Source organism: Rhodoferax sp. GW821-FHT07F03 (genome assembly GCF_059418745.1).
Genome location: NZ_JBWKQM010000010.1, coordinates 163,519 through 186,469, shown reverse-complemented (window position 1 = coordinate 186,469; position 22,951 = coordinate 163,519). Strand labels below are relative to the sequence as shown.

23 protein-coding genes are annotated in these 22,951 nt (G+C 63.0%); 5 read left to right on the top strand and 18 right to left on the bottom strand.

The genetic code is table 11. The features are described 5' to 3' along the window. Positions 1–49: 49 nt before the first annotated feature. The 3 genes from AC07R0_RS16950 to gabT form a co-directional block, all read right to left on the bottom strand. Positions 50–1,168 carry an ABC transporter substrate-binding protein gene (locus AC07R0_RS16950; protein WP_495105714.1) on the bottom strand — a complete coding sequence of 373 codons (1,119 nt, stop codon included), beginning with the start codon at positions 1,166–1,168 and terminating at the stop codon, positions 50–52. Between the two features lie 314 nt (positions 1,169–1,482). Beyond that, positions 1,483–2,952, bottom strand: coding sequence for an NAD-dependent succinate-semialdehyde dehydrogenase (locus AC07R0_RS16945; protein ID WP_495105713.1), 1,470 nt, complete (start codon positions 2,950–2,952; stop codon positions 1,483–1,485). Between the two features lie 13 nt (positions 2,953–2,965). After that, positions 2,966–4,273, bottom strand: a complete 1,308-nt coding sequence (gene gabT, locus AC07R0_RS16940; RefSeq protein WP_495105712.1) for a 4-aminobutyrate--2-oxoglutarate transaminase — start codon at positions 4,271–4,273, stop codon at positions 2,966–2,968. Between the two features lie 85 nt (positions 4,274–4,358). On the opposite strand from gabT, the gene pdxR reads away from it, so the two are divergent. Further along, positions 4,359–5,849, top strand: a complete 1,491-nt coding sequence (gene pdxR, locus AC07R0_RS16935; RefSeq protein WP_495105711.1) for a MocR-like pyridoxine biosynthesis transcription factor PdxR — start codon at positions 4,359–4,361, stop codon at positions 5,847–5,849. Between the two features lie 86 nt (positions 5,850–5,935). Here pdxR and AC07R0_RS16930 read toward each other — a convergent pair whose 3' ends face one another. Next, a complete protein-coding gene (locus AC07R0_RS16930) occupies positions 5,936–7,297 on the bottom strand; it encodes a GGDEF domain-containing protein (protein ID WP_495105710.1) in 1,362 nt (453 codons plus the stop codon). Positions 7,298–7,310: 13 nt separating this feature from the next. Further along, positions 7,311–8,438, bottom strand: coding sequence for a YHYH protein (locus AC07R0_RS16925; RefSeq protein ID WP_495105709.1), 1,128 nt, complete (start codon positions 8,436–8,438; stop codon positions 7,311–7,313). 869 nt (positions 8,439–9,307) lie between these two features. Between AC07R0_RS16925 and AC07R0_RS16920 the strand changes: the two genes are divergently transcribed. After that, on the top strand, positions 9,308–10,261 hold the full coding sequence (locus AC07R0_RS16920) for an MrcB family domain-containing protein (protein ID WP_495105708.1): 954 nt from the start codon (positions 9,308–9,310) through the stop codon (positions 10,259–10,261). A 46-nt stretch (positions 10,262–10,307) separates the two neighbouring features. On the opposite strand, the gene AC07R0_RS16915 is transcribed toward AC07R0_RS16920, so the two are convergent. Both AC07R0_RS16915 and AC07R0_RS16910 read right to left on the bottom strand, forming a co-directional pair. Continuing rightward, on the bottom strand, positions 10,308–11,210 hold the full coding sequence (locus tag AC07R0_RS16915; protein WP_495105707.1) for an HTH-type transcriptional regulator ArgP: 903 nt from the start codon (positions 11,208–11,210) through the stop codon (positions 10,308–10,310). A 68-nt stretch (positions 11,211–11,278) separates the two neighbouring features. Then, positions 11,279–11,566: a DUF1330 domain-containing protein gene (locus tag AC07R0_RS16910; RefSeq protein WP_495076734.1), complete on the bottom strand. Its 288-nt coding sequence runs from the start codon at positions 11,564–11,566 to the stop codon at positions 11,279–11,281. A 144-nt stretch (positions 11,567–11,710) separates the two neighbouring features. Here AC07R0_RS16910 and AC07R0_RS16905 point away from each other — a divergent pair, with 144 nt between their 5' ends. Together AC07R0_RS16905 and AC07R0_RS16900 are read left to right on the top strand one after the other, a co-directional pair. Beyond that, positions 11,711–12,598 (top strand): LysR substrate-binding domain-containing protein, encoded by an 888-nt coding sequence (locus AC07R0_RS16905; RefSeq protein WP_495105706.1) that lies wholly within the window; start codon positions 11,711–11,713, stop codon positions 12,596–12,598. A 112-nt stretch (positions 12,599–12,710) separates the two neighbouring features. Continuing rightward, entirely contained in the window at positions 12,711–13,352 is a 642-nt protein-coding gene (locus AC07R0_RS16900) for a LysE/ArgO family amino acid transporter (RefSeq protein ID WP_495105705.1), read from the top strand. Positions 13,353–13,429: 77 nt separating this feature from the next. On the opposite strand, the gene AC07R0_RS16895 is transcribed toward AC07R0_RS16900, so the two are convergent. Genes AC07R0_RS16895 through hemN form a run of 3 tightly spaced genes read right to left on the bottom strand, consistent with a single transcriptional unit; the run spans position 13,430 to position 16,330 of the window. After that, a complete protein-coding gene (locus AC07R0_RS16895; protein ID WP_495105704.1) occupies positions 13,430–14,248 on the bottom strand; it encodes a creatininase family protein in 819 nt (272 codons plus the stop codon). 10 nt (positions 14,249–14,258) lie between these two features. Then, on the bottom strand, positions 14,259–14,945 hold the full coding sequence (locus AC07R0_RS16890) for a sulfite exporter TauE/SafE family protein (RefSeq protein ID WP_495105703.1): 687 nt from the start codon (positions 14,943–14,945) through the stop codon (positions 14,259–14,261). A gap of 2 nt (positions 14,946–14,947) precedes the next feature. Next, a complete protein-coding gene (gene hemN / locus AC07R0_RS16885; RefSeq protein ID WP_495105702.1) occupies positions 14,948–16,330 on the bottom strand; it encodes an oxygen-independent coproporphyrinogen III oxidase in 1,383 nt (460 codons plus the stop codon). 146 nt (positions 16,331–16,476) lie between these two features. Between hemN and fnr the strand changes: the two genes are divergently transcribed. Continuing rightward, positions 16,477–17,196 (top strand): fumarate/nitrate reduction transcriptional regulator Fnr, encoded by a 720-nt coding sequence (fnr, locus tag AC07R0_RS16880; protein ID WP_495076741.1) that lies wholly within the window; start codon positions 16,477–16,479, stop codon positions 17,194–17,196. Here fnr and AC07R0_RS16875 read toward each other — a convergent pair. The 8 genes from AC07R0_RS16875 to ccoS form a co-directional block, all read right to left on the bottom strand. Beyond that, a complete protein-coding gene (locus AC07R0_RS16875; RefSeq protein WP_495076742.1) occupies positions 17,174–17,422 on the bottom strand; it encodes a hypothetical protein in 249 nt (82 codons plus the stop codon). The genes fnr and AC07R0_RS16875 overlap by 23 nt on opposite strands. Before the next feature lie 12 nt (positions 17,423–17,434). Beyond that, positions 17,435–17,707: a FixH family protein gene (locus AC07R0_RS16870; protein WP_495076743.1), complete on the bottom strand. Its 273-nt coding sequence runs from the start codon at positions 17,705–17,707 to the stop codon at positions 17,435–17,437. A 21-nt stretch (positions 17,708–17,728) separates the two neighbouring features. Beyond that, entirely contained in the window at positions 17,729–19,168 is a 1,440-nt protein-coding gene (gene ccoG, locus AC07R0_RS16865; RefSeq protein ID WP_495105701.1) for a cytochrome c oxidase accessory protein CcoG, read from the bottom strand. Between the two features lie 9 nt (positions 19,169–19,177). Next, positions 19,178–20,092 (bottom strand): cytochrome-c oxidase, cbb3-type subunit III, encoded by a 915-nt coding sequence (gene ccoP, locus AC07R0_RS16860; protein WP_495105700.1) that lies wholly within the window; start codon positions 20,090–20,092, stop codon positions 19,178–19,180. 18 nt (positions 20,093–20,110) lie between these two features. Next, on the bottom strand, positions 20,111–20,248 hold the full coding sequence (locus AC07R0_RS16855; RefSeq protein WP_490591282.1) for a cbb3-type cytochrome oxidase subunit 3: 138 nt from the start codon (positions 20,246–20,248) through the stop codon (positions 20,111–20,113). Between the two features lie 15 nt (positions 20,249–20,263). Then, positions 20,264–20,974, bottom strand: coding sequence for a cytochrome-c oxidase, cbb3-type subunit II (gene ccoO / locus AC07R0_RS16850; protein ID WP_495098553.1), 711 nt, complete (start codon positions 20,972–20,974; stop codon positions 20,264–20,266). A 12-nt stretch (positions 20,975–20,986) separates the two neighbouring features. Continuing rightward, the gene (gene ccoN / locus AC07R0_RS16845) at positions 20,987–22,435 is read right to left on the bottom strand and encodes a cytochrome-c oxidase, cbb3-type subunit I (protein WP_495076906.1); all 1,449 of its coding nucleotides are present in this window, start codon (positions 22,433–22,435) and stop codon (positions 20,987–20,989) included. A 222-nt stretch (positions 22,436–22,657) separates the two neighbouring features. Next, entirely contained in the window at positions 22,658–22,795 is a 138-nt protein-coding gene (gene ccoS / locus AC07R0_RS16840) for a cbb3-type cytochrome oxidase assembly protein CcoS (RefSeq protein ID WP_495076747.1), read from the bottom strand. Positions 22,796–22,951 lie beyond the last annotated feature (156 nt).

Below are 22,951 nucleotides of genomic sequence, written 5' to 3'. Positions count from 1 at the left end.
CGAGGGAAATAGGCATATAGCTCTGGCCGCCGTGCAAATACACCGATGCTCAGGGCTGCACTGCTTCGGCAAAACGCTTTTCAATGGCTGCGCCATGCTTGATCCAGAAATTAGGATTGAACGCCAAGGCTTTTCGCAGGTTGCCCGGTGCCGATGGCAGCTCACTGCCAAGCATCGACAAATCAACCAACGCCTGGTGGGTGGAGGTACTTTGCGCACGGCGGCCGGTGTCGTATTTCAATATGGCATTCATATTGGTCGGGCCGTATGGAATTTCACGAGAAAAGGCCAGTTGCGCATCTTCTGTGGTGGCGTAAGCAATGTATTGGCGGGCCAGGTCTTTCCGAGGTGTTCCTTTAGGAATGACCCAATAGTCCAGCTCGTAGATAGCCCCTGGCCAAGCGATCTCAAGCCTGGATGTTGGATCTTCACGATTGGCCACTGCGATGCGTCCATTGAAAGCAGTAGACATCACGACCTCACCCGCAGCCAAGCGCTTGGGGGGCTGTGCACCGCTGGTCCACCAGACGATGTAGGGCCTGAGCGCATTGAGCTTTTTGATGGCGCGTGCAAGGCCGGCCTCCGTGCCCAGCTCCCGGTACACCTCGTCACGCGGAACGCCATCGGCCATAAGTGCGAACTCAAGGTTGTAGCGCGGGCCAGCACGCATTCCTCGTTTTCCGGGGAACTTGGCAACATCCCAGAAATCCTGCCACGATTTGGGGGCATCTTTGAACCGGGTCGGGTCGTATGCCAATACCGTTGACCACACGAATGCGCCCACTCCGCAGGACTGAACACTTCCCGGAAGCAGTTGTGGAGCATGTGGCAAAGTGGACTGGTCCACGCTTTCGAATAGCCCCGCCTCACAACCAGCCAGCAAATCTGTCGACTCGACTTCCACTACATCCCAATCGAACGCCCCCTTTTTCAGCATGGCGCGGATGGTGCTCAACGACCCGTCATATTCCACTGCCGTTGCCACCACATTGTTGCGCTGCGCAAAAGGTCTTTGAAATGCCACAACTTGTGCATTGGCATTGGCTCCGCCAAAGTTGGCGATGGTGAGCCCCGCGGCGTGGGCAGGCAATAGATTTGCACTTGCTGCACAAGCAACCGCCAGGGCTAAGACACGCGCAAAAATCGGACGCAAAAGGAACCGGTACATACGCAAACTCCAAGAGATTACGGAACCAACGCGCACCGGGAATACCCACTATGCGCGAGAAGATGCGGTGCCAAGCAAGTCTCTGCACAGCCCAACACCGCCCTCGCTAAACCAAGCTGTGAACAGGCACAGGACATGGCCAGCCAGCGCGTCGCGCCACCTATGACGCCAGCACAGTTAGTGGTTGATTGCAGGGGATGGCTAGCTTGCGAACGTGCATCCCCTCTGTTCCGTACAGCCACCATCGATGGCAGGCATGGAAACATTCGCCACCGGCTCATGCCAGTGGCAGGATGCAGATGGCAAGCCGGAACTTACTTATCCAGCCCGCCCAGGCAGATGTACTTGATCTCCATGAACTCCTCCAGCCCGTACTTGGAGCCTTCGCGGCCTAGGCCGGATTGCTTGACGCCGCCGAAGGGTGCTTCGGCGGTGGAGATCAGACCGGTGTTGACACCGACCATGCCCGACTCGATCTGCTCGGACACGCGCATCACACGGCCGATGTCGCGGCTGTAGAAGTAGGCGGCCAGACCGAACTCGGTGTTGTTGGCGCGCTCAATGACCTCGGCTTCGGTGTCGAAGACGAAGATCGGGGCCAGCGGGCCGAAGGTTTCGTCCTGGGCGAATAGCATGTCTTCGGTGGCACCACCGATGACCGTGGGTTCAAAGAACAAGCCGCCCAGCGCATGCGGCTTGCCGCCAGCCAGCACCTTGCCGCCCTTGGCCACAGCATCGGCAATGTGCTCCTTGACCTTGGCCACGGCCTTGGCGTCGATCAGCGGGCCCTGGGTGCTGCCGGCTTCCACGCCATTGCCCACCTTCAAGGCATTCACCTTGGCCACCAGCTTGGCGGTGAAAGCTTCCAGCACACCGCGCTGCACGTAGATGCGGTTGGCGCAGACGCAGGTCTGGCCGGTGTTGCGGTACTTGGAAATCATCGCGCCATCCACAGCGGCATCCAGATCCGCGTCGTCGAACACGATAAAGGGCGCGTTGCCGCCCAGCTCCAGCGACAGCTTCTTGATGGTGTCGGCCGACTGGCGCATCAGCGTGCGGCCGACTTCGGTGGAGCCGGTAAAGGTCAGCTTGCGCACGATGGGGCTGCGCGTCATCTCGCCACCAATCTGGCTGGCGGAGCCGGTCAGCACCGACAGCAGGCCCTTGGGCACACCAGCGCGATCGGCCAGCTCGGCGAAGGCCAGGGCGGAATACGGCGTCTGCGTGGCGGGCTTGACCACCATGGAACAACCGGCGGCCAGCGCGGGGCCAGCCTTGCGGGTCAGCATGGCGGTGGGGAAGTTCCAGGGCGTGATGGCGGCCGTCACACCGATAGGCTGCTTGATGGCCATCAGGCGGCGGTCGGCGCTGGGCGTGGGGATGGTGTCGCCATAGCTACGGCGGGCTTCGTCGGCAAACCACTCGATGAAGGACGCCGAGTAAACGATCTCGCCCTTGGCTTCGGCCAGGGGCTTGCCTTGCTCGGAGGTGAGGATCAGCGCCAGGTCGTCCTGGTGCTGCAGCATCAGGTCGTTGAGCTTGCGCAGAATGGCCGCGCGGTCCTTGCCCGACACATTGCGCCACTGGCGCTGGGCGACCTCGGCGGAGGCAATGGCGCGGACCGTCTCGGCCGTGCCGCACATGGGCACGGTGCCCAGCACTTCACCCGTGGCGGGGTTGGTCACGGGCACGGTTTCACCGTTATCGGCATCGACCCAGGCACCGGCAATGAAGGCCTGCTGGCGCAGGAGGGTGGGGTCTTTGAGATTGAGCTTGGTAGTCATCAGATGATCTTCGTTATGCAGTCATGGCAGCGGCCAGGATGTCCAGGCCTTCGGCCAAAACATTGTCTTCAATGGTCAGCGGGAATAGGAAGCGGATCACGTTGCCATAGACGCCGCAGGTCAACAGGATCAGGCCCGCATCCAGCGCGCGCTTTTGCACGGCCTTGGTGAAGTCGGCGTCGGGCGTGCCGTCGGCCTTGTTGAACTCTACCGCCACCATGGCGCCCAGACCGCGGATTTCGGCGATCTGCGGCACCTTGGCGCGCAGGCTTTCCAGGCGGGCTTTCAGCACCTGGCCCAGACGCTCGGCGCGGGCACACAGCTGCTCGTCTTCAATCACGTCCAGCACGGCATGGGCCGCGGCAATCGCCAACGGGTTACCGGCATAGGTGCCACCCAGGCCACCGGGGGCTGGTGCGTCCATCACTTCGGCGCGGCCGGTCACGGCGGACAGGGGCATGCCGCCGGCCAGGCTCTTGGCCATGGTCATCAGATCGGGCACCACGCTGTGGTGGTCCATGGCAAACATCTTGCCGGTGCGGGCAAAGCCGGTTTGGATTTCATCGGCGATCAGCAGGATGCCGTGCTGGTCGCACAGGGCGCGCAGGGCCACCATCAGCGCGGATGGCATCACATAGAAGCCGCCTTCGCCCTGGATAGGTTCCAAAATGATGGCCGCCACTTGCGCGGGGTCGATATCGCACTTGAACAGCTGCTGGATGGCATGCAGCGTGTCGTCCACCGTCACGCCATGCAGGTCCGTGGGAGCTGGCACGTGGTAGATGCTGCCGGGAAAGGGGCCGAAGCCGACCTTGTAGGGCACGACTTTGCCGGTCAGCGCCATGCCCATGAAAGTGCGGCCGTGGAAGGCGCCGGTGAGTGCGATGATGCCGGGGCGGCGGGTGGCGGCGCGGGCGATCTTGATGGCGTTTTCAACGGCTTCGGCGCCGGTGGTGAAAAAGGCGGTTTTCTTGGCGTGGCTGCCGGGGGTCAGCGCGTTCAGGCGCTCGGCCAGGTGCACCGAGCTTTCATAGGGCACGACCTGGTAGGCGGTGTGGGTGAAGCAGTCCAGCTGGGCCTGGATGGCGGCAACCATGCGCGGGTGGCGGTGACCGGTGTTCAGCACGGCAATGCCGGCCGCAAAGTCAATGAAACGGCTACCTTCCACATCCCACAGCTCGGCATTCAAGGCACGGGCGGCGTACATCGGCGTGCCGATGCCCACACCACGCGGCGTGGCTGCGGCACGGCGCGCATCCAGGGCTGCGTTGCTGGCGGCGGTGGCAGGGCGGAGATGCTGGGTATCGGTAGCGGAGTTCATAGAGTCCTTGAAGACGGTGGATGGTGAGTGTGGCGAAGTTTAAAATTAATTTGGCCCCAAAATTAGAACCAATATCGAATACTTTATGGAACCAATTAAGCACAACCGGGTGGCCAAGGCCAGCACCCTGCCCGACTTTGTGCTGCGCCAGTTCGACCGGCACAGCGGCCAGCCGGACCACCGCCAGCTCTACACCATCTTGCAGGGAGGCATACGCCAGCAGGTGCTGGCGGCGGACACCAAGCTGCCGCCCACGCGCGCCCTGGCCCAGGCCCTGGGCATTGCGCGCAACACCGTGGTCCACGTATACGAGCAGTTGGCGCTGGAAGGCTATGTACAGGCCGGCGTGGGCCGCGGCACCTATGTGGCAGCCATAGGCCCGCGCCTGGTGGACCGCAGCAGCACGCCCGCCCGCGCGCGCAGCGCCCTGCTGTCCAAACGCGGCAGCCAGCTGGTCAGCGAGGCGCGGGCCGCGCGGCTGCAATGGGGCGCCTTCACCCCCGGCGTACCCGAGGTGCGCATGTTTCCCACCCAGGTGTGGAGCCGGCTGCAGGCGCGGCTGGCACGCAGGCACACGCCGGACCAGCTGACCTATGCGACCGGTCCGGGTGATGCAGGCCTGCGCCAGGCCGTGTCGGACTACCTGCAGGGCACGCGCGGCGTGGTCTGCAGCCCGGAGCAGGTGGTGATCACCAGTGGCACCCAGCAGTCGCTGCACCTGGTGGCGCAGCTGCTCAGCGACCCCGGCGACAAGGTGTGGATGGAAGACCCCGGCTACTGGGGCGCCCGCAGCGTGCTGCGCGCCCACGGTCTGGATCTGCAGCCGGTGGCGCTGGACGCCGAGGGCATGGCGCCCAGCCCCGAGCAGCTGCGCCAGCCGCCGCGCCTGATGTTCGTCACCCCATCGCACCAGTACCCGCTGGGCGCATTGATGGGCCACGGCCGACGCCAGCAGCTGCTGGACTACGCGGCGGTGCACGGCGTGTGGGTGGTGGAGGACGACTACGACAGCGAATTCCGCTACGGCACCCGCCCCCTGCCGGCGCTGCAGGGCCTGGACGTGCACGACCGTGTGGTCTACCTGGGTACGTTTTCCAAAACCCTGTTCCCCGCGCTGCGCATTGCCTATCTGGTGCTGCCGCCCGACCTGGTGGACGGCTTCGCGCGCGCTCTCAACGAACTGTTTCGCGAGGGGCAAACCGTGCAGCAGGCGGTGCTGGCGCAGTTCTTGTCCGAAGGGCATTACGCCACCCATATCCGGCGCATGCGCGGCGTGTACAGCAGCCGGCACGACGCACTGATCCACGCCATCCAGCATGAGTTTGGCGGCCAGCTACCCGTCATCGGCGGCGATGCCGGTCTGCACCTGGTACTGGGCCTGCCCCAGCATGTGGACGACGCCGCCGTGGCGGAAGTGGCCCAGCGCGCCGGCATCAGCACCCGCCCGCTGTCGCTGTACCACCTGCAGCAACCCGCCACGAACAAGGGCCTGCTGCTGGGCTACGGTGCGGTGCCCGAGGAAGAAATTGGCCCCAGTTTTGCGCGGCTGGCACAGGTGGTGCGGGGATTTTTGTAGTCAAGGCGACACTGAACAAGGCTGCGCGCCGCAGACCGCCCGAGACCAGGGATGCGCAGGCCGCGAGAGACTTGGTCTGCGTTGCCTTAACCCTCTGCGGGTACGTCCGCATCGCTGCAAACCTGGTTGCGGCCCTCGCGCTTGGCGCGGTAAAGCTGCGCATCGGCCGCGTCGAGCATGGTGTGAAAACTCTCCACCTGGGTATTGCTGCTCAAACCCATGCTGATGGTGATGCGCAGATCCGGGTGCACCTCGTGCCATGGGTAGGCCTCGACCCGCTGACGCAGGGCCTCGCAGGCTTCTCGCGCGTGCGGCAAATCGGCCTCGGGGAAGGCCACCACGAATTCCTCGCCGCCGTAGCGCGCCACCAGATCAGAGGCACGCATGCTGCTCTGCAGAATCTGGCCGATGCGGCGCAACACCTCGTCCCCCGTGGCATGAGAAAACCGGTCATTCACACTTTTGAAGTGGTCTATGTCACCCAGCATCACACTGAACGGCCGCTGGTAACGCTGCGCGCTGGCGAAGAACTGCGCGCACTGCTCGTCGAAATGGCGTCGGTTGTGCAGGCTGGTCAACACGTCGCGCAGGCTGAGTTCACGCATCTGCGCGGCCATGGCCTCGATCTGCGCGTGGGATTGGCGCAGGTCTTCGTACTGCTGGGCGATGACGTCGCTCATGCGGTTGAAGGCCTGGGCCAGCACACCTGCCTCGTCCTGTGACTCCACGGGTACGCGCTGGCGCAAATCCCCCTGCCCCATGGCATGCACCGCGCGGGTGAGCTTGCGCAGGGCATGGCTCAGGCGGTTGCCCAGCACCACGCCCAGCACCAGGGTCAACAGCATGCCAGCCGCCGTACCCATCAGCAGAGACTCACGCATGGCGGCCAGATAGCCCAGGTCAAGATCGGAATAGTTCACCTTCCCCTGCGGAGAGGCGTAGGCTACCAGCTGGCCGTCCAGCAAGATGGGTTGCATGCGGCCCCGATCTTCGTCACGAATAGGGTCACCCGGGTGATAGGGCTCCAACTCGAAAAGCGAGCGGTAGTCCGCATCAAACAGATAGAAGCGGAAAGGCGGCCGATGCAGATTTCCCGGTGGTGGCGGCCGCTGGCCCGGCTCGGGCGCGAGCCCCAGCTGTTCCACCGGCGGCGGACGCAGCCCACCGCCGGCATCCGGGCGCATGGTGGCATGTCGACGTTCAACAAAGGCGCGGAAGGGCTCGCGCCGCTGTGCTTCGGCCCAGGTTCCGTAGGTGCGGAAATACTGCTGCACATCGGCCTGGAAGTTGCGACTGGACTCTTTCATCACCAGGGTGTCGAACTTCTGCATCAAACGCTGGTGCGCCAGCACGCCCACGATGGCGATAGACACCTGGCTGGTCACCAGCAGATAGCAGATGAGCTTGGTTCTGAGCGAAAGGCTGCTAAAAGAAAATGAGAACGGCATAGAGTGGCTCAACTTAACGTGCTGCATCCAGGGCCGAGCGCAGCACATCCACGCTGATGCCCAACCGGCCTGCCGCGCCCCCCAGGTCTGGAGGCGGCGGGCCTAGGGCATCGCGTAACTTCTGGACCGAAATACCCAGCGTAGCTGCGGCACGGCTCAGGTCCGGCGGGCCGTCCATGGGGCGCGGCGCACCACCGCCAGGCATGGCCATGCCCGACCCAGGTGGATTGCGCCCCTCGGCCCCGGGCCTTCCGCCCTGTCCGCGCTGCGGATGTGGTCCGCTGAGAGCCATCACGTCGGCGTTGCTGTACTTGCCACGCAGACAGCCGGCGGTATAGGGGAAGTCCGGTGTTGCGTGGTAGTGGTACATAGCGACCTGCTTGCCCTCCCACGCAATGGTGTGGATATGGCCATGGCATTCGTCCAGGTCCTGGCTGGCCAAGGCCTGGCCGTTTTCGCCATACGTGCCGTACAGCCCAAAACCGTCCAGCAAATAGCCCACCAGCACGGAATGCCCGCCGGGTTCGCGCTTGTCGGGCAGGCAGTTGCTGAGGCTGTGGTAGTGGTACACGCCGCTTTCCTGCGGGTGTCCCTGGCAGGCGTCCTGGGTTTCATGGGCCACGGCGTCGCGCCCTGGCGCGTCCAGCGCATTGAACAACACGGCCCCGGTCAGCAAAAAGCCCAACGCCCCCGGCACGCAACTGGCCTGCGCCGCCAGTGCGGGCCACAGCGGCAAAGCCACTTGCAGGGACTGCGCGCCAATGCGGTTGGGGTTGCGGTCGTAGCGGTAGGCCTCGCTATCGCTGGGCACCGGGAAGGTGCCCGTGGTGTGGCTGGGCAGATCGTTGCTGCTGAACACGCGCTGGTCCTGCCGCACCGTCAGGCTGAACTGCGAAGGCCAGGCCACTTGCCCCGGCACCACGGCCTTGGCCGTCACGTCATAAGTGCCCTTTGCCGCATTGATCCAAGGCCCGTCGCGCTGCGAGCCGCCCGCCTGCGGATCGACATGGCAGGCCCAGATCCAACCCACCTTGGGCGCCTGCGACAACTTGCCGTCACCCAGGGGCAGCGCCTTCAAGTCATGACCATAGCCCAGATTGGACACACAAACCAAGGCCATGGTGGCCGCCATCTTGTTCATTCCCGCCTCCGCTGCTTCGCTGTAGTGGGGGGTGAGGATAAAGCGGTTTGTAAAGCAATTGGCTCCCGATCAACCCGGGCCGTACCAGCTACTGGACCACCCGCGTTCAGTTATGGAGTCAGGGATGGATGGACGATTGCTCTTAAATTAGTAGCTATTTACGCAGGTAATTCGCGCGCTAGAGAGCGATTTGGCTTGAAGCTTTGGATTCGCTTGGTGCTGCCAGCATCCCTGGCCGGGACGTGCGCCCGGCGGCGCAGTAACGTTTCTTTTGCTTCGCCAAAAGAAAGTCACCAAAGAAAAGGCGAGCCGAAGTCGTCGCCCCCTACGCTGCGCTACGGGGTACGCTGCGTTGCTCGGCGTGGGAGCGGGAGCGAACATCCGGCCCGGCGCAGCCGGGCATCGCGCCGCAGGCGCGAATCCACCCGCTCGCGCCCTAGGCGCGATGTGGCGCACAGCGCCACCGATCCCGATCCCCGGGGTCCCCCTCTGTATGCGCCGAGGAGCACAGCTTTGGGCGGATCAGGGCTGGCGTTGTCTGAGCGCAGCGAGTTTAGCCAGACCCCGACCAAAGCGCGCACCGCAGGTTTCCCAGTGCGATAGCACTGGGACGCAGACAGTGGGGGCGCCTTTCTTTTGGTGACTTTTCTTTTGCGCAAAAGAACAAGTTACTGCGCCGCCGGGCGCATATCCCGGCCGAGGATGCCAGTGGCATCCACAAACCGCAGGGAGCCTATAAGCTAAATTGGTCACTAGCGCACGAATTACCTGCGCAAACAGCTACGAAAAGTAGAGCAGAACGATCTGCATCGCTTGACGGACAGCCAGCCCTACACTCACCCGCGCCCCACTCACAAACATTAGCTGTCATGAGCCTCCACGCCGCACTAAGTCTGTTTCTCAATGAATACCCAAAGGCTATCCTGCGGCCGTTCGCAAATGATGCTGTCGCCGAATTCATTCGCAAAGATTTGGTCGAAACATTGACGACCGTGATTGGTCCCAATCCCCGGTACGTTGTGAGCGGAAGCCCCGGACAAGGCAATTGGGCAAGAGCGCCTTGGGCTGCTGTCTACGATCGGTTCGTCACCGAGAGTGCTCAAGACGGTTACTACGTCGTCTACCTCGTCAAGGAGGACTTCAGCGGCGTCTACCTATCATTGAACCAGGGCATTACTTCTGCCAAGAAGCAATACGGAGCAGAAGCGAAGGCCGCCCTTCGAGTGCGATCGTCAGACTTTCTAGCCCGGCTCGGTCCTCTTTCAGCCGGACTGCAAACGGGTTCAATCGAACTCGCTGCAACGGGCAGCTCGAATCTAAGCGCCTATTACCAAGCTGGCGCGGTCTGCTCCAAGTATTACCCGAGAGACAACCTACCAAACGACGAGATCCTAAGCGCAGACCTTCGCCAATTCGTCGACCTGTATTTCGTTCTCGTATCACGCGAAGCACAGTTATTTGAAAAAGTCGACGCCGAAGAAGACGAGGTCAGCCTTGGCGAAGAAGATCTTCGTAAGCTTCGCGAGCACAAACGAATTGAGCGCAACCGGAAACTTGCGCACCGAGCCAAACTAGCGCAAGGATACGTATGCAAGGCCTGTGGGTTCGATTTTGAGATCAAGTACGGTGGCATAGGACGAGAGTTCATCGAAGCCCATCACCTGACACCACTCTCCGAATTGAAAGGGCAACGACTGACTCTTGATCCGAAGAAGGACTTCTCTGTCCTGTGCTCGAACTGTCATCGCATGATTCATCGAACAGCTTTCGTCCACAACGTGGAAGAATTCAGAGCCGAGTATGTTGTCAAGAATGACAGCTAAGACTTCTGCGCTAGAGCCTATTTTTATCTCCAGCTCGTTCCCCACACTAGCCACCCCTCAACCCACCCGCCGCCTCCCGCACCCCCTGCGTCAAGCGCTGCGCGGACAGGGGCTCGCGCTCCCAGTGGTGCCAGTACAGGGCCACCTCCACGGCGCTGCCGGGTAGCACTTCTTCCAGCGGCAAGCGCCCCTCGCGGCGGGCCAAAAACTGGTCGGGCACCATGCCCCAGCCCATGCCGTGCTCCAGCGCGGTTTCGTACGCATCGACGGCGGGCACGAAGTGCCGGGGATATTGCGGCGCGGACAAGGCAAAGTGCTGCTGCAAAAAGGCGTCTTGCAGCCCGTCCGTTCGGTTGAAGATGATGGCCGGCGTAGCCAGCATGCGGTGCACCGATACGGCCCCCGACTTGGTGCGGCACTGCAACACCAACGCAGGCGCACCGACACAACGGTAGCGCATGACGCCCAACGGCTCGGCCACACAGCCGCGCATGGGCTGGGCCAGGGTGCTGACGCAGCCCACGACTTCGCCGTTCTTCAGAGCCTCATGGGTGTGGTCCTGGTCATAGACCTGCAGATCCAGCAGCAGACGGTAGCGCGCCACGCAGGCGGCCACGCCCGGCAGGAACCAGCTGGCCAGAGAATCTGCGTTGATAGCCACGCCCAAGGTTTGCCAGGCTGGCGTACTGCCTTTGGCGCGGGGCAAGGCACCCACCAAATCGGCCTCCATCAGGCGCAGCTGCTTCACATGGGCCAGCAGGGCCTGACCGGCGGGCGTGGCGCGCACGGTCTTGCCGCGCACCAGCAGGCGCTGGCCCAGCGCCGTCTCCAGCCCCTTGATGCGCAGCGACACCGCCGCCAGCGTGAGGTTCAGCGCGGTGGCCGCTGGCCCAAAGCCACCGTGTTCCAGCACGGCGGCCAGGGCTTCGAGTTGTTTCGCGTCGAGCATGCGGCGACTTCCATCAAGTATTTTTTACGTGATGGAGTTTATGCCGAGCCAAATTTAAACCTGCACCTTCAAATACCGTCCAGCAACACCAGGTCAAACTTGGCGCCACTCAGGCGCAGCTGCTTCAGCGGAGCGTGGGCCGGGTCGTCGTACCAAGCATGGGCCTGGGCCGCGCTGGGAAACTCGATCATCACGGTGGTTCCCGGCAGATGCGCCTCGCCCTCCAGCAGTTGTACGGGGCCCCGGGCGCGCAGGATGCCGCCGTGCTTGGCCACCAAGGCGGGCATTTTTGCACCGTATTCCTTTTGCCAATCGGTGTTGTGGATCACGAGGGAGCCAATCGCGTAGGTAGTCATCAGATAGTCCTTAGATGCGTAGTACCACCCATCTGCACGGCGGCATGCAAAGCCACCGGCCTGGGCGTATAGGCATTGTTTAAGGCACTACCATTGCAGTAAATGGGATGATCATTGCGACACCCGTAACCAATACTTCCGAATATGAGCGACAAATTGCGCAGCATGCAGGTCTTCGTGGTGGCGGCAACGGCAGAGAGCTTTGCCGCGGCGGGGCAGATGCTGGACCTGTCTGCCGTCATGGTCGGCAAACATGTGCGCGCACTGGAAGAGCAGTTGGGCGCCCGCCTGATAGAGCGCACCACCCGCAAGCAAGCCTTGACTGACATCGGCAACAGCTACCTGGAGCGTTGCCGCGAAGCGCTCGCCAGCGTGGAGGCCGCCGACCGGGTGGCAGAAAGCCTGCGCGAGGCACCGCAAGGCACGCTGCATATTTCCGCGCCCGTAGCCTACGGCGTGTACTGCCTGACGCCACTGCTCAGCGCCTACGCCGCGGCCTTCCCTGCCGTACACATCAACCTGGTGCTGAATGACCGGGTGGTGGACATGGCGGAAGAAGGCATTGATGTCGCGCTGCGCTCGGGTGCCATCACAGACAACGAACTGGTCGCGCGTCCCCTACGCCCCACCGAGGTCTGGGCTGCGGCCAGCCCGGCCTACCTGGAGCGCCGGGGCGTACCCGTCCATGCTGCGGATCTGGCGCAGCACGACTGCCTGGCATTTGCGGCCTGGGGAAGCAAGCCGCAATGGCGCTTCAGCCGTGGCGGTGAGACGGTGGCCGTGCCGGTGAAAGGCACATTCGTCAGCAACAACGGCCAGGCTTTGCTGGCGGCGGCGGTGGGCGGAATGGGCGTTGCCGTGCAGGCGGACTACCTGCTGAACCCGGCCATAGCGGCCGGCCAGCTCATCCGCCTGTTGCCTGACTGGCAATTGCCCCAGCGGGCCATGCACATCGTGCGCCGTGCGGAACGCCAGCCCACGGCCAAGCTGCGCAGCTTTATTGACTTTGTGCTGGCGCGCCTGGGCGAATAGAACTTTTACTCAATTATTTTTTATCCAATGTAATTTGAATTTAGCTTTGTTTAATTAGCAGCACAGATGCCAGACACTGCAGGCCGTTCCACAGCCCCGTTCAAAGTCCACCATGTCCACCCTGCCCTCTTTGCTGTTCACACCCGCCTTCACCGCTGGACTAGTGCTGTGCCTGTCGCTGATCGTGGCGCTGGGGCCGCAGAACGCGCATGTGCTGCGCATGGGGCTGACCGGCCAGCATGTGTGGTTGACGGTGGCGGTATGCATCGTGTCGGACATCGGGCTGATAGCCTTAAGCGTGCTGGGCCTGGCCCAGCTGGGCGGCATGTCGGACAAGCTGCAGGGCGCACTGGTGGGCTCGGGCATCGTCTTCCTGCTGTACTACGGCTGGCAGGCGTTTGCACGCTTTCGCAGTGGCACCCATCCGGGGGCCGTGGGCCTGCCCTCACAGGCGCCGATGACGCGTCGCCAAGCAGTAACTGCGGCCCTGGCTTTCGCCTGGCTGAACCCGCATGCCTGGATGGATACAGCCGTGCTGATCGGCACCGCCTCGCTGGCCTGGGGTCGGCCGGGCAATGCCTGGTTTGGCCTGGGCGCGATCACGGCATCCACCCTGTGGTTTGCCGGCCTGGGCCTGGGTTTGATGCTGCTGGGCCAGCGCCTGCGCGCCCCGGCCCTGTGGCGTGCGCTGGACGGGCTGGTGGCGCTGATGATGTGGGGCACAGCCCTGGTGCTGGCCTGGGGGCTTGTGTAGCCGGTCAAAAACAGATTGCTATTTAAAACATAGCTGCCAGCGCAGGATATAGCTGCGCTGGCGCCTGTTTTTATGCATCAACCCAGATCAGGCTCATCCACCAGAGTAGACAGCGGCAGCTCGGCAATCTCCTGCAGCAGCAGCGCCAGCTGCTGACCTGACGCATCCACCAACGCCAGGCCTTTGTCTGCCGTGGCGGCGGCGGCGTTGCCGGCTGCACCGGTGGCGTTGTAGTCCTGCATCTGCCAGCCCAGCTTGGCGCTTTTGCCGTTGCCCAGAATGGGGTACTTGGCAGCCCGGTCTTGCGAGCTGGACTTGAAATCGCGCGCCTGCGCCATGTCCACAAACTGCGGGCGCAGGGTCAGCATCATCGAGGTTTCCACGTCGCCGGCATGTACGCCGAAGCGCTGTTCCTCGGCGCTGAAAAGCTGGTTCGCAGCGCCCAGCGGCAAGTTGAACCAACTGGCGCTATAAACCAGCAAATCATGCTCGGTACGCAGGGTGCGCGCCACGATGTCCATCAGGCTGACCTGGCCACCGTGCGAGTTGAAGATCAGCAACTTCTTCACACCGCTGCGCGCCACGCAGGCGCCAAGCTCGGTCCAAATACGGATGACGGTTTCGGACGACAAAGTCAGCGTGCCGGGGAAGCGCTGGTGCTCGGGGCTGAAGCCAACCTGCTGGGTTGGCAGGAACAGCACCGAGGCATCGGCCGGCAGGTGCGGCAGCGCCGCCGCCACCACGCCATCCACCAGCGTGGTGTCCACACTCAGGGGCAGGTGCGGGCCATGCTGCTCGGTAGCGGCCACAGGCAGAACGGCAACGGTGCGGGCCGGGTCCAGCTGCGCGAAGTCGCGGGTGCTGAGGTCGGCCCAGAAATAGGATTTAGCGTGCATGCGGTGAATTTCACCACAGGCTGCGGCAAAAGTCGGCCACACGCGGATCCATGTCGTGCACCACGGCCCACAAGGCCACGGCCATCAGGGCGCCACCTGCCGCGCGCATGCCCCACTCCTTGCGCTTTGGGCTGCGCCAGGCCTGCAGGCGCAGCCACAGCCAGGGGCCGGCTATAAGGGTGATGGCGCTGCCTGCGGCAAACAAGGCCATGCACAAAGCGCCATCCAGTGGCCCGCCGCTCAGGGCCGCCACCAGCAGGGCCGAATACAGCAGGCCGCAAGGCATGAAGGCCCAGGCCGCGCCCACGCCAAAGGCCCAGCCATATCCGCCGGAGCTCGCCCGCAGGCGCGCCCACAGCTTGCGGCCCATGCCGTCTACCCATACCGGCTGGCGTGCCAAAACCAGCAAAGTCCCGCCCCAGACCAGCACGGCCACATGGAACAGGGTCCACAGCGGCTGCAGCGCGGTTGACTGGCGAGCCAGCCAGGCCAGGTTGTCGGCCGCCCAGGCCGCCAGCGCACCGGCCAGGCTGTAGCCCACCAGGCGCCCGGCCTGCAGCTGCAGCATGCCCAGCCAGGGCCGCTGCGCGCCGGCCAGACGGCCCAGGCTGCCACAGGCTGCGCCGCACATGGCGGCGCAGTGCGGACCGCCGGCCAGGCCCATCAGCAGTGCGGTCCAGGCCAGGCCCGTTTGCATGTTCAAATGATTCTTGAGAAGCGGGCGCGATTGCGGTCAGCCTGCAGGTAGCGGTCAAACACCATGGCCACCGCGCGCACCAGGAACCAGCCGGTGGCCGTGACGCGGATACCGCTGTCTTCCAGCTGCACCAGGCCGGCCTCCACCAATGGCTGCAGAGCCGCCAGCTCGGCGGCGAAGGTCTTTTTGAAATCCACCAGAAATGCCAGCTCGATGGATTCGAACTGCACCTCGCCCTGGCACATCAGGCCCATGATGATGGCGCGGCGCACCAGGTCGTCACGGTTCAGCGCCAGGCCACGCACCACCGGTAGCTGGCCCTGGTCGATACGGTCGCAGTACTCCTCCAGGGTCTTGGCGTTCTGGCTGTAGGTGGCGCCTATGCGGCCTATGGCCGACACGCCCAGGCCGACCAGGTCACAGTCGGGCTGGGTGCTGTAGCCCTGAAAGTTGCGGTGCAGCCGGCCCTGGCGCTGGGCGATGGCCAGCGCGTCGTTGGGCAAGGCGAAGTGGTCCATGCCGATGTACACATAGCCGGCTTCCAAAAAGGTGTCGAAGGCCTGCGACAGCATGGACAGCTTGTCGGCCGCCGCCGGCAGCTCAGCGCCCAGAATGCGGCGTTGGGGCTTGAAGCGCTCGGGCAGATGGGCATAGGCGTACAGGGCAATGCGGTCGGGCCGCAGCTCTACCACCTGCTCCAGCGTGCGTGCAAAGGATGCCGGCGTCTGCCGCGGCAAGCCGTAGATCAGGTCCACATTGATGGACTCAAAGCCCAGCGTGCGGGCCACCTCCACCAGCTCGAACACTTGCTGCGCGGGCTGGATGCGGTGCACCGCTTTTTGCACGTCGGCATCAAAGTCCTGTACCCCAAAGCTGAGCCGGTTGAAGCCCAAGGTGGCCAAGGCCTGCAGGCGTTTGGCATCCACGGTGCGGGGGTCCACCTCGATGGAGTATTCGCCGCCGGGGGCCAACACGAAATGGCGCCGCAACATGGCCATCAGCTGGGCCAGCTCGTCGTCACTCAAAAAAGTAGGGCTGCCGCCGCCCAGGTGCAGTTGGCTGACATTGCGCCGCTCGCCCAGCTGGGCGGTGTGCAGAGCGGTTTCGCGCTCCAGATAGCGCAGATAGGCGGCTCCGCGCTCATGCCGCTTGGTGATGATCTTGTTGCAGGCGCAGTAGTAGCAAAGCGACTCGCAAAACGGTATGTGCACATATAGCGACAGGGGCAGGCTCAGTGCTGCCGCCCCCTGATTGCGTTGCTGCAGGGCCCGGCCATAGTCCTCACAGGTAAAGGCCTCGACAAACCTGTCGGCGGTAGGATAGGACGTGTACCGCGGCCCAGGCACATCAAAACGGCGTAACAATTCGGGCAAAACACGGGTCATGGCGGGCAGTCAGGTTGCATGACTGGAATGTGCCGCGAAGCCACGCTTGTTTCATTGACGTGGATCAAAACCGCAGCAGATGGCACCAGAGACAATGAGATACATCAAATAGCTCCATTGATCTCCATCAAGTTCATACTCTGCGCATGGTCCCCACCTCAATCAAAGTCGCTTGCTCCAACTGCAACCTGCGTGAGCTGTGCATGCCCTTGGGCCTGAACAAAGAAGAGCTAGAGCGCATTGACGACCTGGTAGCAGTGCGCCGAAAGGTACTGCGAGGCACGGCGTTGTTCCATAACGGCGAAACCTTCAAGGCGCTGTACGCCATCCGCACAGGCTTCTTCAAGACCACCGTCACCACCGAAGATGGCCGCGACCAGGTTACCGGCTTTCAAATGGCTGGCGAAATCATCGGCCTGGACGGCATCGTCAACGACCACCACACCTGCGATGCGGTGGCCCTGGAAGATGCCGAAGTGTGCGAAATGCCCTTCCACCGCATTGAAGAGCTCTCGCGCGAGGTCAACTCCCTGCAGCGCCATGTGCACAAGATCATGAGCCGCGAAATCGTGCGCGAGCACGGCGTGATGCTGCTACTGGGCAGCATGCGCGCCGAGGAACGCCTGGCGGCCTTTTTGCTGAACCTGGTGCAGCGTCTGCATGCGCGCGGGTTTTCGCAGTCCGAACTGATCTTGCGCATGACGCGCGAGGAAATCGGCAGCTACCTGGGCCTGAAACTGGAAACCGTGAGCCGCACCTTCTCCAAATTTGTGGAAGACGGCGTGGTCGAGGTCAAGCAGCGCCACATCCGCATCCTGGACACCGAAGCGCTCAAGCGCATCGTCAATCTTCAGCCCTGTCTCTAGGCACTGTCACCGGCTGGCCCACCAGCAGCGTCAGGCAACCCACCAGCACCGCCACCGCCCAGAACGCAAAGAACGCCAGGCTGTACACGCCCTGGCGTGACAAAGGCAGCGGCTGCCCCAGCCATTGCAGGCTGTAGGGATCGACCACCGCAAACACCAGCATCTCCAGTATGCATGCGCCCAGGAACGCGGGCCAGACCACACCTACCACCCTAAAGCTTTGCATAGTGCCCTCCGGCTACTTGGTACGCACCGAGCCGGGCGGCGACGCAGCATGGTTGCGCCCCTGCTCGGCCGGTGCCAGCGGACCCTGGGCGGCCAGGGTCTTATTGATCTCCAGCCCCTGGCGGTAGTAGTCCTGGGCCAACACCGGGTCCTGCTGGCGGATGGCGATCCAGCCCGATACCAAGGCCGCCACCACCACGGCCAGCGGGCCAGAAATCACCAGCCAGACATAGCCGTAGCGCCACCATGGCAGCGGCACCGGTGTAGCAGATACATGAGAGGGCATGGCAGTCTCCTGGAGTTATGGTCAGCGGGGAACAAAGAACGTGGACTTTTCCGATACCTTGGTGCTTCCATCAGCAGTCTGAATATCGAAGAATACCGGGTAAGAGCCCGGTTCGACAGAACCGTAAGGGATATGCAGGCGCACCGCCACCCAGCGCGAGGCTACCGGCTCCAGGTCCACCCATTCGTCCGAGGCTAGCACCAACCCGCCCAGCCCATGGGCTGTAAGGCGGTAGCGCTGCGGCACTTCACTGGCGTTCATGACCTGCAGGCGGTACACGTTTTCCAGCTGGCCACCGGACACAATGCGCGATAGCGCGGCACGGTCACGCACCACGTCCACCTTCAGCGGGGTACGCGTCAACAGGCTGCCCAGCAGCGCCAGCGTCAACACCAGCAGCACCGTGCCGTAGACCAGTACCCGAGGCCGCAGCACACGCCGTAGTATCTGCCGGCCCGACCAGCCCTGGGCCATGCCGTTCTGGGTGGCAAAGCGGATCAGGCCAGGGGCATAGCCCATCTTGTCCATCACGCCGTCGCACACATCCACGCAGGCGGCGCAGCCTATGCATTCGTACTGCAAGCCCTCGCGGATATCGATGCCGGTGGGACAGACCTGGACGCACAGCGTGCAGTCCACGCAAGAGCCCAGGCCCAGGGCCGCGGGGTCCGCCTTGCGCGAACGCGAGCCCCGGGGCTCGCCACGGGTGGTGTCGTAGCTGACGATCAGCGTGTCCTTGTCGAACATGGCGCTCTGGAAGCGCGCATAGGGGCACATGTATTTGCAGACCTGCTCGCGCATGAAGCCGGCGTTGCCATAGGTGGCAAAGCTGTAGAACAGACCCCAGAACACTTCCCACGAACCAAAGCTACCGCTCATGGACTCCTGCAGCAGCGCATAGGTGGGTGTGAAATACGAGACAAAGGTAAAACCGGTCCACAGGGACAGTAACAGCCAAGCGCCGTGCTTGGCCGACTTGCGGGCCAACTTGTTAGCCGACATGGGCGCGCCATCCAAGCGCATGCGGGCGGCGCGGTCGCCCTCGATATGGCGCTCTATCCACATGAAGATTTCGCTGTACACCGTCTGCGGGCAGGCAAAGCCACACCATAGGCGCCCTGCAACAGCGGTGAACAGAAACAGGGACAGCGCAGACACCACCAGCAGCCCGGTCAGGTAGATGAAATCCTGCGGGTACAACACCAGTGAAAAGATGTAGAAGCGGCGCGCCTCCAGGTCAAACAGTACCGCCTGGCGCTGGCCCCATTGCAGCCAGGGCAGGCCGTAGAACACCAGCTGCGTCAGCAACACCATGGCCCAGCGCCAGCGCGCAAACAGGCCCTGCACCGAACGTGGGTAGATCTTCTTGCTGGCCGCGTACAGCGACACCATCACCTCATCGGCATCTGCTCCGGGCACAGGCACGATGGGAATGGTCTTGCGGGGCGCGGCGGTGTTCACACCATGCTCCTACTTGCTGGCCACGGGCTTGTTGGACATGCCCCAGATGTAAGCCGTCAACACATGGATCTGGGCCTCGGTCAGCTTGCCTTGCTGGGCCGGCATCTGGTTGATCTTGCCCTTATTGACCATCTCCATGATGGCGGCCTCGCCCCAACCGTGCAGCCAGATGTCGTCCGACAGATTCGGGGCGCCCAGCGCCTGGTTGCCCTTGCCGCCCACCCCGTGGCAGGCCGCGCAGACACCAAACTTGGCCTTGCCCAGACCGGCGCGCACCGAGTCATGCGGGCTGCCCGACAGGCTCAGCACATAGTTGGCCACGTTCTTCACGTCGTCCGGCGTGCCCACTGCGGCGGCCATCGGGGGCATTTGGCCGATGCGGCCATGGGTGATGGTTTCCTTGATCTTGTCCGGCGTACCACCGTGCAGCCAGTCGGCATCGGTCAGGTTGGGGAAGCCTTTGCTGCCACGGGCGTCCGAGCCGTGGCACTGGGCGCAGTTGTTCATGAACAGGCGCTCGCCAATCGCCATGGCGGGCGCGCGACCCGCCAGTTGCTCGGGCGGCAGAGCCACAAAATCGGCATACAAGGGCTGCAGCGCCGCATCTGCGGTCTTCACTTCGTCGCTGTATTCGTTGGCCGAGGTCCAGCCCAGCTTGCCCGCAAAATCGCCCAGGCCGGGATAAAAGGCCAGGTAGCCGATCGAGAACACGATGGTCAAGATGAACAAGCCCACCCACCAGCGGGGCAAGGGGTTGTTCATCTCGCGCAGGTCGCCGTCCCACACGTGGCCGGTGGTGTTGTCACTCTGGAAGGCCACTTTTTTACGGGCCGTGATCCAAAGCAGCAGCAGGCAGGCAGCAATGCTGACGACCGAGATGGCCGCGATACATACCGACCAGAGATTGTTTGTGAAATCGCTCATACAAAATCCTCTTGGGAATCAGTCTTGCTGGAAAGGCAGTTGTGCTGCCTCGTCAAACTGGGCTTTGTTGCGGCTGGAAAAAGCCCAGACCAAAATGCCAACAAAAGTGATGAAGCTGACAACCGTGGCGGCGATGCGCAAGGTGGTGACGTCCATAGCGGGCTTTCTGTATCAAGGTGCGTTAACTGGGGTAACGGGCGTGGCGGACGCTGGAGCAGCGGGCGCCGTGGCAGCGGCCTGCGCGGCCAACTGATCAGACAGCGCACGGCCCAGCACCTGCAGGTAGGCGATCAGGGCTTCCTGTTCGGTCTTGTCTTTCACCTCGGCCGCTGCGCCGGCAATTTCGGCGTCGGTATAGGGCACGCCCACGGTGCGCAAGGCCTTCATGCGCGGCGCCACATCGGTCGGGTCCAGCAGGGCCTTTTCCAACCAGGGGTAGGCCGGCATGTTCGACTCGGGCACCACGTCGCGCGGGTTGTGCAGGTGGATGCGATGCCATTCGTCGCTGTACTTGCCGCCCACGCGGTGCAGGTCCGGGCCGGTGCGCTTGCTGCCCCACTGGAACGGGTGGTCGTAGACAAATTCACCCGCCACCGAGTAGTGGCCGTAGCGCAGTGTCTCGGCGCGGAACGGGCGGATCATCTGCGAATGGCAGCCGTAGCAGCCTTCGCGCAGGTAGATGTCGCGGCCCATCAGTTGCAAGGGTGTGTAGGGCTTCAGGCCGGTGACCGGCTCGGTGGTGGACTTCTGGAAGAACAGCGGCACGATCTCCACCATGCCGCCCACGGCGACCACCAGCAGGATCAGCACGATCATCAAGAAGTTATTGGTCTCGATCTTCTCGTGCGAGAAGAAGGGCACGGGTTTGTTGTTGTCAGACATGGGTTGTATTCCTCAGGCGTGGGCCACCGACGTGTTGGGGACCGGCACCAGTTGCGAGCGTCCGGAGATGGCGGTCATCCACACATTCCAGGCCATGACCAGCATGCCGCCCAGGTACAGAACGCCACCGGCCACACGCACCACATAGAACGGGAAGGTGGCCTTCACGCTTTCCACAAAGGTGTAGGTCAGGGTGCCGTCGGCATTGATGGCACGCCACATCAGGCCCTGCATCACACCGGCAATCCACATAGCGGCGATGTACAGCACCACGCCAATGGTGGCCATCCAGAAGTGCAGCTCGATGGCCGGCACGCTGTGCATCTTCTTGCCGCCAAACATACGCGGGATCAGGTAGTACAGAGAGCCCATGGACACAAAGCCGACCCAGCCCAGCGCACCGGAATGCACGTGGCCAATGGTCCAGTCGGTGTAGTGGCTCAAGGCGTTCACCGTCTTGATGGCCATCATCGGACCTTCAAACGTACTCATGCCGTAGAAGGACAGTGACACGATCAGGAAGCGCAGGATCGGGTCGTCGCGCAGCTTGTGCCAGGCGCCCGACAAGGTCATCACGCCGTTGATCATGCCGCCCCAGCTAGGCGCCAGCAGGATCAGCGAGAACACCATGCCCAGCGACTGGGTCCAGTCAGGCAAGGCCGTGTAGTGCAAATGGTGTGGGCCGGCCCACATATAGGTGAAGATCAGCGCCCAAAAGTGCACGATGGACAGGCGGTACGAGTACACCGGCCGCTCAGCCTGCTTGGGGATGAAGTAGTACATCATGCCCAGGAAGCCGGCCGTCAGGAAGAACCCCACGGCATTGTGGCCATACCACCACTGCACCATGGCGTCTTGCACACCGGCATAGGCCGAGTAGGACTTCATCCAGCCCGCAGGCACCTCGGCGCTGTTCACCACATGCAGCAAGGCCACGGCGATGATGAAGGCCCCGTAGAACCAGTTGGCCACGTAGATGTGGCGCACGCGGCGCCGACCCACGGTGCCGAAGAAAACAATGGCGTAAGCCACCCACACCAGGGTGATGAGGATGTCGATGGGCCATTCCAGCTCGGCGTATTCCTTGCCGGTGGTGTAGCCCAGGGGCAGGCTGATGGCCGCGCCCACAATGACAGCCTGCCAGCCCCAGAACACAAAGGACGCCAGCGGCGGGCAGAACAAGCGCACCTGGCAGGTACGCTGCACCACGTAGAAGCTGGTCGCCATCAGTGCGCAACCGCCAAAGGCAAAGATCACCGCATTGGTGTGCAGGGGGCGAATCCGGCCGTAGCTGAGCCAGGGAATGCCGTTGGTAAGGTCTGGCCATGCCAGCTGGGATGCGATAAGCAAACCTACCGTCATGCCCACCACACCCCACACGACGGCCATGATGGAAAACTGCCGGACGGCGGTGTCGCTGTAGACCTCCGGTCCTGCGGATTGTGAATGCGTGATAGCCATGGGCACCTCTTCTGTGTATGGCATGCAGTGTCCCGGCGACAGGCCGGACACACTTTGATGCAAGTCAACCGAAAGTCACTTAGCGCCCTTGCAACCAGCCGCCCCGCATCTTTCAAGAACACCGCAGAACCGGCTTTGCAAGGGGGGTTGGAGTGGCGACATGCGTTCTCGGCCCAACGGGCCGATTCCGGGAAGCGCGCGAAGCCTGGGGGAGCCGCCAAGCTAGTCGTTGTGCAGAATGCGCTCGCCTTCTTGCTCCACCGATTCGAACTGGCCCTGGTAAATAGCCCACCACAGCCCGCCCAGAATGGCCAGCACCAGCACCACCGACAAGGGAATCAACAGGTACAGGATGTCCATCAGGGTCTCGCACCTTGTTTGCTATGCATTCCATAGCTGCTTGCGCAGACAACACCTGCCCAGGCAGGTCTTTTTATGTAAATCATGCAAATACTCGCCACCCGACAACGGGCACAACGGACCTCAAGCCAGGAACCCGTGGAACCGGCTCCGCCG